We start from the raw sequence: 10,101 nt of genomic DNA, 5'->3' as shown, positions 1-10,101 counted from the left end.
CGAAACTAGCCCGAAGATGAATCTTCCACACAAGGGTCGTTGTAGACTACGACGTTGATAGGCTGCAGGTGTACGTGTAGAAATACATTCAGCTGAGCAGTACTAATTACCCAACAGCTTGCACAACCTTTAACTCATTCTCTTTTGCTTCCAATATGACATTGATTTACTGCATCAAACACAGTACACACTCAAAGAGCTTGTTGGTGGCTATTGGCCCGGTGTTCACCTCTTCCCATCCCGAACAGAGAAGTTAAGCCCGGAACCGCCGATGATACTTGGGTCAAACCTGGTAAAGTAGGTAGCCGCCACAATACTATTACAATCCCGTCTTCACAAGAGATGGGATTTTTTTGTGCTTAGCAAAAGATAGCCAGTACCATAATCACCTATTGCTGTTTTCTTTATCAAGTAAAATCCTCCACCCTTCAGGTAGAATTTCAATAAGATTAATATTGCAAAGCTTCGCAATACGATCATAAAATTCAATTGGAATTTTATTTTTTCCACTAAGCCAGTTGTGGACGCTCGTTTGGCTTACTTCCAGCATAACCGCTATTTCTGGTTGGGAGATTTCCCTTTTTTTGTAATAGGTGTGTAATGCTTCCTCGGCTGTCATTCTACAACAATTTTAATTACTGAATATCATTTCTACAAATCGCTTTGTAATAAATTCTTATTTCAAAATTGAAGCTTTTAATATCGTTGTGTAATAAAGATAGTGATATTGAAGATGTTCGCAAGATCTTTCAATAAATGTCTATAAATCAAACTTTAATAATTATTATATAGATGTTTGATAATTAGATGCTTATGTGTTTCCGATAATGCCAAACTATTACCTCAGTAATAATATTGGATATCCTCATTGATTTATTATTAAAGTAATAGTTGAAATAAATATCGTTTTGCAGTTTTGTAGCACAATCCGAAACAATATCTGGCCAGAAGGTGGGGAGGTTGGTTTTACCTTATCTTAAATCATATTTGAAATGAAAAGATTATCACTTGAAGAATTAAAAGCTCAGAAGATTGGAAAGGTTAATGAAAGTTTGGAGGCGATAAAAGGCGGTAGCGTAGCAGATTGTCATGGTTTCTGGGAAAGACTTATTGACTTTATTGTCCTTACTAATAGTGGAAGAAGTTAATTAGAAAACGGTGGTAATCATACCAATGACTACCACCGTTTTTACTATCATTACACTGAATTATCAATAGATATATATAGCGTGCAAAGAATTGTAAAGGAAATTTTTTGCCTATTAAGATTTGGCAATTTGAACCATATAAGTATTGATAACAAACATCCAGTATATGATATAATCATGCTTCTGTTTATTTCAATCTTTTTGGGCAATATTATCGGTATTTCAGTTTTTTTCTTGATAGATACGCTAAACTTAGATATTTCTATGAAAAGTCTTCATCAGAATTTTCATGAGAAAGGTTTAATCTATATGATTATAATTATATGTTTAGTTGCTCCAATTATTGAAGAAATAAGTTTTAGGCTGTGTTTAAGATACTCTTCGTGGAATTTATCTCTAATGATTGGTTGCTGGATTTATACTATTCTGGCACAGATAATCAAATCAAAAGTCTCTTTTTGGGGAAATTTTATTTTTATGTATCCGATAATGGCTCTACCGATAGTTTATTTTTTTTTAGAAAAGTGTAAAATAATGAATTCAGCTTTTGATAATTTTTGGTCTGTAAATTCAAGACCTATCTTTTACTTATCGGTTGTTTTATTTGCTTTCTCTCACACATTCAATTTTGAAGTGGATCTTCTAACTCTAATAATGATTCCTATACTTACACTTCCACAAGCGATTATGGGGGTCATTCTTAGCTATACAAGATTGAAATTTGGAATAATTTATTCAATATGTCTTCATATAATTTTTAACGCAATAGCTGTTGGCACAAGCTATTTCTCTTATAATTGAAATGAACAAAATCATCGGGTTTAAAGTAGAAAAAGTAGATCTATTGAGAATAGAAGCTACTCTTTCCGATACGATAAAAATGGCATTCTATCATGAGGATCCAACTCTTTTCGAAATATCGATTACGAAGATGACTTCGCATTTCTAGAGCCTTCATTATTTTGCTACTTCCTATCGGATATTGGCAAAACGGATAAAATTCCCTTGCTTCAGTCCGTGGTTGGTTATATTCCTGCTGAAAAAAGGCTAGCCATGATTTCTCTTACCGCTGATCGGTTCGGAATGGTTAACTTGCCAAATCTAGGATATATCCGTACTGAGCCATATAATATCGTTCCGGTAGATTTAAGTACACTGACTGGACTAATACCTAATCCGTTTGTTAAAAACAGTAAAATTCGTTTGTGCTTGCATCCTACTGATTTATTGGCTTATGCCAAGGATGTAAGTTTTCATGAACCTGTGGAAGACACCCTCTATAAAAATGAAAATGCTTTATCCGTAGCAACAACTTTCTTACATAAACAATTACCCGATTTTTGGAGTTTGATAACATCCGTTACAAGAGAATTTGTAGTATTCAGCAGTCCTAACCACAATTCTTTTGCCGGAATCATGCATCACGGTACGGCATATTTTAATACAGAGAACAAAATCCAGACCCCTGTTTTTTTTATTGATGACATTTCACACCAATGTGGTCATATAATCTTTAATGTAATTACGCTGGATACGCCTAAATATCTGAAAGTCCCAAAAGATCATCCGTTAAAAAATTATTCAACCAATCCGGGTGAAATGAGAGGAGCTTACGGAGCGTTTCATGGCTTGTTTACCTACACGTGCATATTACATGTGTTAGACGAAGTTCTTCAAAGCCAATATTTTACTAATGAAAATTTGCGTTTCGAGGTACTAGGCAGAATTGGCTTCTATTTGCACAAGTTTTATCTAGACTTAAAACTTATGGACAATCCGGAGATACTCACCGATGCGGGCCTTGATTTTCATCGCCAGTTCAGCGAGGGTTTTCAAGAAATATTTGCAAGGTATAAGAAAGAAATACAAGGTTTTGATTATAGCAACCAGCCTTATACCTTTCAATACGATCGTTTTATGGAATCAAATCTATTGTCAAAAAATATGTGAACGGGAAATTAAATCTCTTAATGAATGAAAATCAAAATATACACACTTACCATTTTTTTCATACCCTTTATTTCTTTTGCCCAAACTACGGCTAATTACCAAAAGGCATTAAAAATATTAGAAAAATCAATAAGTGCTACCAGTACACATATTCCTGACAGCCTGTTCATAAAATCCAAAGGCGTCATACATAATCTGGGACATTATGAAGTTCCGGGGAAAACAAAAGATATTCCTTACGAGGAAACTAATGCATTTTTTGCAAAAGAACAATCCGGCTACATGCGCAGTACGATAGTAAACAATGGGTATACATTTGTTGAATTGGCTGTCAGCAAGCAGGATTCCGTTTACAAAAAGGGATTTTACCAAAACAAATTGTTGAAAGACAAAAATACTGACTTTACATTTGAACTTGCCCGAAAGGTTCCGGCAAAGTTGCTTCAACTAGCCTGGCTGTCAAGAATTTCGCTGCGTTATTTGGGAGAAGATAAATCACATACATGGATTTCATTCGGCACAAAACCAGTTACCTTATTCATCAACAAGAAAACGAAACTTTTAGACAAAACTGAATATTTAGACTACGACAATACGTATGGAGATGTAGTATTCGCAACTGAATATAAAGGGTATACAGATCAAAACGGTGTAAAAATGCCATCTTCCCGCATTGATTTTGAATATGGGAAAGTGGAAAGAGAAGTTACTTATGAGGCTTTCCGTTCCAATATAAAACCGGATACTTTTGACTTGAAAATGACCATAGTTCCGGATTATTTCAGAAGAAAGATGGCTGAACGTATAGAGATAAGAGATAGCCTGGTTTTTGAAAAGATAGCTGCTAATATCAATCTTGTAAAAATAGTGTCACAGAATAATAAAATGCTTGTGGCAGAATTTACCGACTGTATCGCTTTGTTTGAGACTCCTTCCGGAATTGAGCTTAACGAAAATATTATAGCGCAATTGAAAAAGAGATATCCCGGTAAACCTTTAAAGTTTTTGTTTGTGACGCACCATCATCCTGATCACTCCGGTGGTTTGAGGGCTTATGCTGCTCTGCCCCTAGCTGTTGTTACTACTGCCGGGAATCAGGCGTATTTTGAAGATATTATGAAGAAAACTCATACACTAGGTAACATGCCTGTCGACAATGCACAAAATTCCCGGTTCGACTTTGTGCCATTGAATGGAGAGAAAAAGTTTATGGGTAAAGTTATTGCCTATGAAATTGGTAAAAGTACGGAGCATACCAATGAGCATTTAGTTTATTATTTTCCTGATAGCAAAATTTTGTGGACTGGCGATTTACTCAATTTTCGATCGAGTGGAAGGGTTTCATCGGCGGGTCAGAGAGGAAAAGCAGTGTACGATCTGATCACTTCAAAAAACCTAACCATAGACAGAATTTATACCTCCTGGCCTTTGCAGGGACAAAAGGAGTTTGGGACTATGGAAGAGCTACGGAAAATGACTGAAGTTAAATGACAATACTTTGATTAGAAAATATCCTTTTTACAGACAATATGACAGAATGGACTGCGGACCAACCTGCATACGAATGATCAGCAAGTTTTATGGGAAATCTTTCGATGGCGCTTATCTCAGAGAGCTTACAAGTTTGAGAGGAGATGGTGCTAGTATGGGAGGATTGGTTGATGCCGCTGAAAATATCGGGTTCGGTACCTTGGTATTAAGTTCAGATTATAAAACACTTGCTGAACAAATTCCTTTACCTTGTATTGCGCACTGGCGGCAGCGGCATTATGTTGTGGTTTATGAGGCAACAGCCACCAAGGTTGTTGTTGCCGATCCGGGGCATGGACTTATTACATATTCCCGATAGGATTTTTTGAAAGGATGGATTCCTGAAAAAAATGCAAATGAGGATTCGGAAGGGATTCTTTTACTCTTTGAAACTACACCTGGATTTTTTTCACAGGAGGGTAATCAGGTTTCTTCAAAATCAGTTAAGGGATTTTTAGCACCTTATTTCAGACCCTATCAACGACACATCTGGCAATTATTTTTAGGTCTTTTTCTGGCTAGTTTACTTCAGTTGGGATTACCTTTTCTTACGCAGGAGATTGTCGATACAGGTATAAATACCCGGAATTTAAATTTTGTAACACTCGTCCTCATTGCGCAATTGGTATTATTTATATCGCAGTCGGGCCTTAGTGTGATCCGGAACTGGATATTACTGCATGTAACAAGTCGGATAAACCTGCGGATGTTGTCTGATTTCCTGATGAAACTGATGAATCTTCCGATTTCATTTTTTGAATCAAAGTCAACCGGTGACATTATACAGAGGATTCAGGATCATAATCGTGTACAGGCATTTTTGTCTGCCACTACTTTGGATGTTCTTTTTTCGACGGTTACACTCACTATTTTTGGTGGCATTCTCTATTATTTTAATCCTCAACTCTTCCTTGTATTTATTATTGGTTCGGCATTGTATATGGCCTGGGTTCTGTTATTTATGAAGAAACGAGCCAAAATTGACTACCAATATTTTGACCAGTCCTCAGGAAACCAGAGTAGTACGATTCAGCTAATCAATGGCATGCAGGAAATAAAACTGAATGGATCTGAAAAACGAAGACGCTGGGAGTGGGAAGCTATTCAGGCGCGTTTGTTCAAATTGAACATGGCAAGTCTGTCTTTATCTCAATCTCAAAATGAAGGAGGAAGGTTTATCAATGAGGTTAAAAATATTCTGATCAGCTATATCGCTGCGAGATCAGTCATCAATGGTGAATTAACTTTGGGTGCAATGCTTTCCGTGCAATACATTATCGGACAGATGAATGTGCCTGTTAACAACTTCATCGCTTTTATCCGTAGTTATCAGGATGCGAAATTAAGTCTGGAGCGTTTGGCAGAAATTCATAATAAAACCAATGAAGAAAATGTTGACGAACTGCTTATAAATGAATTACCTGAGGATAAAACAATCAAAGTATCCGGATTGAATTTTCGTTACGGAAGCAGCACATCTGCTTTGGTACTTAATAATATCAACTTTCAAATTCCCCAGGGAAAGGTTACCGCTATTGTAGGTGCCAGCGGAAGTGGTAAAACTACCTTGCTAAAATTACTTTTAAAATATCACGATCTCACAGACGGTAAAATAGAAATAGGAAACGGAAATCTCAAAAATTTGAGTTATAATTTCTGGCGCAAGCAGTGTGGCGTTGTGATGCAGGAAGGATATATATTCGCTGATTCAGTGGCCCGTAATATCAGCGAATCAGATGAAAATGGAGGTGTAAACCGTAAAAAGCTAGCCCATTCTGTTCATGTTGCCAACATTGGAGATTTTGTAGGGGAACTTCCAAACGGATATAATACCAGGATAGGATCCAGTGGAATGGGTATCAGCGGTGGACAAAAACAGCGTATTCTTATTGCAAGAGCAGTTTATAAAGATCCGGAATATATCTTTTTTGACGAAGCTACCAGTGCATTGGATGCTAATAATGAAGCCGTAATTATGCGTAATCTTGAAGCATTTTTTAAAGGAAAAACGGTGGTTGTTGTTGCGCATCGACTAAGTACTGTTAAAAATGCAGATCAGATCATTGTATTAGATAAAGGAAGTATTATTGAAAAAGGTACGCATGTCGCACTGGTGCAAAGCAAAGGATATTATTATTCTTTGGTGAAAAATCAATTAGAATTAGGTAGCTAATGGAAGAAATTCAGGATGATATAGACCTTAGAAGTGAAGCTGTCCGGGATTTTATGGATCGGCCTCCCAAATGGCTTATCCGATGGGGGACATTGTCATTATGTTTTGTTTTGATGGTGGCTTTTGCTGTTAGCTGGCTAATTCATTACCCCACGATTGTTCGTGCTGATTTCAGGCTTATTTCAAGTAATCTGCCAAAACCGGTAGTTCTTAAAACAGATGGACGGATAGAAGTATTATTTGTAAAGGAAAATCAAAGCGTGAAAGCGGGAGAAATACTGGCTTATGTGGAAAGCACTTCCAGACATCAGGAAATACTTGATCTGGAAAAGGAATTAAATCAAATAAGGAATGTTGTAGAACAAAATGATTTTTCAAAACTCGGCGGTATCAAACTAAATAGTTTCGAACATTTAGGAGAAGTCCAGACTCCATATCAGAATTTTCAACAAGTGTATGTCCAAGTCAGAATGTTGTATGCAGATCGATTTTATGACAGAAAGAAAAAGTTGTTGATGAGCGATATCAAACGGGCTGAATTAATGGATCAACAACTGAATGAACAGCGAAGTATTTATACACGAGATTCAGAGCTGGCCGATCAGGAATATAAAATCAGTAAAAAACTTCATGCGGGAAAAGTCATACCGGATATTGAAATTTACAGGGAGGAGAGTAAAGCCTTAGCCAAATTACTTCCTGCTAAAAATATAGAAACATTGCGTATTACAAATGACAATCAGAAGAATACCAAAATAAACGATTTGTTGGAACTGGATCGCACTGTTGAGGAACAAACTGAAAATTTTGGACAGGCTCTCAATACGCTTAGAAGCGCTATTGAATCATGGAGATCCCGATATTTGCTTGTTTCACCACAAGCGGGAAACGTATTTTTTTCTACAACCTTACAAGAGAAACAATCTTTAAAAGCAGGAGTGGAAGTTATGTATATTGGTAGCGGAACAAGTCAGTATATGGGAGAAATTCGTATTCCGCAAATTAATTCAGGGAGAGTAAATATTGGGCAACGGGTGCTTGTGAAATTTCAGGGGTATCCGTTTGAGGAATATGGAGCCGTGGAAGGAAATGTGACTTCGATTGCGAAAGTTCCGTCTGAGGATAACACGTATTTTCTGGCAACAGTATCTTTGCCTGATGGCCTTAAAACAAATTTCAATAAATCACTGGTTTATAAAACCGGAATGGCGGCATCAGCAGAAATCGTAACCGAGGATTTGAGACTTATTGAACGATTATTTTATCAAATCAGAAGAATATTGCTAACACGTTGAACTCTGGATTTTATGAGAATAGTTTTTATTTTCTTTTTAATACTTTCATCCATAAGTCTGTTTGGACAAAATTACATTATTCCAAAAGGAGAATATATGGATACTACGCTTATTACCAGTCCCAATTGCAGTCCTCCTTACACCCTTTATTATTATGATGTCAAAGCCAAGTATCCTGATGGATCTTTGTCCATTTTAAATGATACAAAGCAATATCTAAAAAAAACTAATAATACATATGTCGGAACAGGCTATATCACATTTCGATTTTTTATAAATTGTGAAGGTGTGATAAGTCGTACAAAGGTGATGCAAACTGACGAAAATTATAAAGTCACACACTTTGAGAAGAAATTTATAAATGACCTTTACGGCTTTTTACTGACAATGGACAAATGGAAGAAAAATCCGACAATTTATGATATTAAAAATGCGAATTATTTGTCATTTGTTTCATTTAAAATCAAAAATGGTGAAGTCATTGCTATTATTCCTTAATTTAATCTTGGTTTTCAAAACATATTCTCAGCCGGTAATAGATTGTAATTCTAAGATGGTTCAGGATAGTTTGGTAGAAATATTTGAGAAAAAAGCTTCCAAATATGGATTTAATCATCCGCATTGGGAAGCTACCTGGGATAGCTTGCTCACTATTTGTCCCAATATTTCAGAAGCATATCATGAAAAAGCTGTGCCCTATATCAGGAATGGGGACTATGCGAAAGCATTTGAGTTTGAGGAAAAAGCGGTTGAGATTGATCCAAAGAGATGGATCGGGTATTATGCATTTATGAATTGTATTTTTAGCAAAAACTATGAAAAGGCTTTAATTGAATTCAATCGTGCTGAAAACCTTGTTCCCAATGCGAGTGAAATGGATCATACCTATTCATTCTATCGCGGAATCGCTTATCTGGAATTGCAGGAATATGACAAAGCGGAATTCGAACTTTTAAAAGATATACGGCAGCAACGAAGAAGTAATGAAAATAATGACATCCACTTTAATTCTTTACTTTACCTCGGAATAGTATATAGCGAAATGAAGGAGTATGACAAGGCAGAAAGATATTTTAGGGATTGTCTTCAACAATATGAACAATTACCGGAGGCGAACTATTATCTGGCACTTACATTAAAAATTACTGGAAACCGTGAGGCCGACATATATTTTGAAAAGGCAAAACAATACTTTTCGGAAGGATATAAGATTAATGAACCAACAGAAATGTTTGTTAATTATCCACGGCAAATTTCTGCACAGGAATTCGAGGTTAAGAATTAAGATAAATCTCAGCCCACCTCAAATCATCAGGCGTTGTAATCTTAATATTTTCATAAGATCCTTCTGTCAAATGAATCGGATAACCTTCAAATTCGAGAACACTGGCGCAGTCTGTGAATAGTGGTTGGTATGGATTATTAAATGCTTTTTTCATCCAGTCGATCCGAAAAGTTTGCGGCGTTTGAATTAACCTGAACGCGGAACGATCCATTGCGGTATTCTTTTCGGAACTCTCAACAATTCTGATTGAATCTTTTAACGCCACACTTGCTACTGCTGTACCAAACTGAGTGGCTTTTTGAAAGCTTTCAAAAATAATTGCTCTACTGATTACCGGACGTACGCCGTCATGGACCGCGACAAAAGCGTGTTCATTATCTTTAATACTATCAAGGCCATTTTTAACAGATTGAAATCTCGTTTCACCGCCTTGTACAAGTGAATAAGTTTCTGTAAAAGAGAATTCGTGACAAAGTTGATTCCAGTAGTCAAACTGAGCTTCCGGAAGGACAAGAATCATCTTTAAAATGTCAGAATAACTTCTAAATGCCTTCATTGTATGCATCAGAACGGGTAATCCGTTTACGGGAATAAACTGTTTGGGGATATCACTTCTCATCCGGCTTCCGGAGCCACCTGCTACAATAATTACATATTCCTGCATAACAAAAAAAGCTTTGGTATATTCAAAAAAATGTCATTTATCAACACAAAGCTGAG

General features: G+C 36.4%; 11 protein-coding genes and 2 rRNA genes. 11 read left to right on the top strand and 2 right to left on the bottom strand.

The window, feature by feature from the left end; all coding sequences use genetic code 11:
• Together LXL81_RS22335 and rrf are read left to right on the top strand one after the other, a co-directional pair.
• Window positions 1–126, top strand: a 23S ribosomal RNA gene (locus LXL81_RS22335); the annotation flags it as partial.
• A gap of 76 nt (window positions 127–202) precedes the next feature.
• Window positions 203–314, top strand: a 5S ribosomal RNA gene (gene rrf / locus LXL81_RS22330).
• A gap of 71 nt (window positions 315–385) precedes the next feature.
• Here the strand turns inward: rrf and LXL81_RS22325 are convergent.
• A complete protein-coding gene (locus LXL81_RS22325; RefSeq protein WP_234648985.1) occupies window positions 386–619 on the bottom strand; it encodes a helix-turn-helix transcriptional regulator in 234 nt (77 codons plus the stop codon).
• 373 nt (window positions 620–992) lie between these two features.
• On the opposite strand from LXL81_RS22325, the gene LXL81_RS22320 reads away from it, so the two are divergent.
• The 9 genes from LXL81_RS22320 (at window position 993) to LXL81_RS22290 (ending at window position 9,381) form a co-directional block, all read left to right on the top strand.
• The gene (locus LXL81_RS22320; protein ID WP_234648983.1) at window positions 993–1,148 is read left to right on the top strand and encodes a hypothetical protein; all 156 of its coding nucleotides are present in this window, start codon (window positions 993–995) and stop codon (window positions 1,146–1,148) included.
• A 177-nt stretch (window positions 1,149–1,325) separates the two neighbouring features.
• On the top strand, window positions 1,326–1,949 hold the full coding sequence (locus LXL81_RS29340) for a type II CAAX prenyl endopeptidase Rce1 family protein (protein WP_409013947.1): 624 nt from the start codon (window positions 1,326–1,328) through the stop codon (window positions 1,947–1,949).
• A gap of 252 nt (window positions 1,950–2,201) precedes the next feature.
• Window positions 2,202–3,098, top strand: a complete 897-nt coding sequence (locus tag LXL81_RS22315) for a hypothetical protein (RefSeq protein ID WP_234648980.1) — start codon at window positions 2,202–2,204, stop codon at window positions 3,096–3,098.
• Between the two features lie 24 nt (window positions 3,099–3,122).
• Window positions 3,123–4,589, top strand: coding sequence for an MBL fold metallo-hydrolase (locus LXL81_RS22310; RefSeq protein ID WP_234648978.1), 1,467 nt, complete (start codon window positions 3,123–3,125; stop codon window positions 4,587–4,589).
• A gap of 7 nt (window positions 4,590–4,596) precedes the next feature.
• A complete protein-coding gene (locus tag LXL81_RS29185) occupies window positions 4,597–4,947 on the top strand; it encodes a cysteine peptidase family C39 domain-containing protein (protein ID WP_310589608.1) in 351 nt (116 codons plus the stop codon).
• Between the two features lie 6 nt (window positions 4,948–4,953).
• Window positions 4,954–6,801: a peptidase domain-containing ABC transporter gene (locus tag LXL81_RS22305; RefSeq protein ID WP_310589607.1), complete on the top strand. Its 1,848-nt coding sequence runs from the start codon at window positions 4,954–4,956 to the stop codon at window positions 6,799–6,801.
• A complete protein-coding gene (locus LXL81_RS22300) occupies window positions 6,801–8,096 on the top strand; it encodes an HlyD family efflux transporter periplasmic adaptor subunit (RefSeq protein WP_234648976.1) in 1,296 nt (431 codons plus the stop codon). Before LXL81_RS22305 ends, LXL81_RS22300 begins: the two co-directional genes overlap by 1 nt.
• 12 nt (window positions 8,097–8,108) lie before the next feature.
• Window positions 8,109–8,594 carry a hypothetical protein gene (locus LXL81_RS22295; protein WP_234648974.1) on the top strand — a complete coding sequence of 162 codons (486 nt, stop codon included), beginning with the start codon at window positions 8,109–8,111 and terminating at the stop codon, window positions 8,592–8,594.
• Window positions 8,566–9,381, top strand: coding sequence for a tetratricopeptide repeat protein (locus LXL81_RS22290; RefSeq protein WP_234648973.1), 816 nt, complete (start codon window positions 8,566–8,568; stop codon window positions 9,379–9,381). Before LXL81_RS22295 ends, LXL81_RS22290 begins: the two co-directional genes overlap by 29 nt.
• Here LXL81_RS22290 and LXL81_RS22285 read toward each other — a convergent pair.
• Entirely contained in the window at window positions 9,371–10,045 is a 675-nt protein-coding gene (locus LXL81_RS22285) for a 2-C-methyl-D-erythritol 4-phosphate cytidylyltransferase (protein ID WP_234648971.1), read from the bottom strand. The two genes, LXL81_RS22290 and LXL81_RS22285, sit on opposite strands and share 11 nt — an antisense overlap.
• Window positions 10,046–10,101 lie beyond the last annotated feature (56 nt).

Source organism: Dyadobacter sp. CY356 (genome assembly GCF_021440195.1).
GTDB lineage: Bacteria > Bacteroidota > Bacteroidia > Cytophagales > Spirosomataceae > Dyadobacter.
The sequence above is the reverse complement of the archived record's forward strand: the minus strand, read 5'-3'. Positions and strand labels throughout refer to the sequence as shown.

Excerpts from the sequence above, each read along its gene's own strand:
- LXL81_RS22290 (WP_234648973.1), top strand. The coding sequence starts at position 8,566 with ATGGTGAAGTCATTGCTATTATTCCTTAATTTAATCTTGGTTTTCAAA.
- LXL81_RS22310 (WP_234648978.1), top strand. The coding sequence starts at position 3,123 with ATGAAAATCAAAATATACACACTTACCATTTTTTTCATACCCTTTATT.
- LXL81_RS29340 (WP_409013947.1), top strand. The coding sequence starts at position 1,326 with ATGCTTCTGTTTATTTCAATCTTTTTGGGCAATATTATCGGTATTTCA.
- LXL81_RS22320 (WP_234648983.1), top strand. The coding sequence starts at position 993 with ATGAAAAGATTATCACTTGAAGAATTAAAAGCTCAGAAGATTGGAAAG.
- LXL81_RS22325 (WP_234648985.1), bottom strand. The coding sequence starts at position 619 with ATGACAGCCGAGGAAGCATTACACACCTATTACAAAAAAAGGGAAATC.
- LXL81_RS22300 (WP_234648976.1), top strand. The coding sequence starts at position 6,801 with ATGGAAGAAATTCAGGATGATATAGACCTTAGAAGTGAAGCTGTCCGG.
- LXL81_RS22295 (WP_234648974.1), top strand. The coding sequence starts at position 8,109 with ATGAGAATAGTTTTTATTTTCTTTTTAATACTTTCATCCATAAGTCTG.
- LXL81_RS22285 (WP_234648971.1), bottom strand. The coding sequence starts at position 10,045 with ATGCAGGAATATGTAATTATTGTAGCAGGTGGCTCCGGAAGCCGGATG.
- LXL81_RS22315 (WP_234648980.1), top strand. The coding sequence starts at position 2,202 with ATGATTTCTCTTACCGCTGATCGGTTCGGAATGGTTAACTTGCCAAAT.